General features: G+C 67.4%; 1 pseudogene. It reads right to left on the bottom strand.

Annotated features, from left to right (window positions below):
• Positions 1–240: 240 nt before the first annotated feature.
• A pseudogene (locus ACP56T_RS21900) lies at positions 241–570 on the bottom strand (porin family protein); the annotation flags it as partial.

Genomic DNA, 570 nt, shown 5'->3' with positions numbered 1-570 from the left:
GCGCACTTCACGCAGGATGACGAGCAGATCCTCGACCACAGCCATGCCCCTCACAGAGAAAAGCTTGGTCAGAATCGATCAAACTCAAAAACGCAACGCCCACGATACTCATATGCGATTCCCCTCGCAGAGGGGGAGGAGAGACCCGCGCACGAATGCAAAAAGGCCCGGCCGTGTTCGGGCCGGGCCGTCTCGTTTGGATCGTGCGGGCAGGCGGGGACCGCCTGCCCGGTCTGCGGCTCAGTAGGAGCCGAACTTGTAGTTGATGCCGGCGCGCACGACGGCGAACTCGGTCTCGTTGCGGCGGGTGGCGGCGGGGCCGGAGACGAGCACCACGCCGGGCTGGCCGAGCGCCACGGCGGCACCCGCCGGGTTGACGGCGAACTGGCCGGCGCCGCGGTTGCGGTCGAGGTTCACGTAGAGACCCTCGACCTTGAAGGTGACGGCCGAGGACTTGAAGAAGTTCAGGAACGAGTCGGTGGGCAGCGCGTACTCGACGCCGCCGCCGACGGCGTAGCCGGTCTGGAAGTCGTCGGTGTTGGCGGTGCCGAACTGGCGGCCGCCGCCGGC

Source organism: Methylobacterium endophyticum (genome assembly GCF_050591105.1).
Taxonomy (GTDB): Bacteria; Pseudomonadota; Alphaproteobacteria; order Rhizobiales; family Beijerinckiaceae; genus Methylobacterium.
The sequence above is the reverse complement of the archived record's forward strand: the minus strand, read 5'-3'. Positions and strand labels throughout refer to the sequence as shown.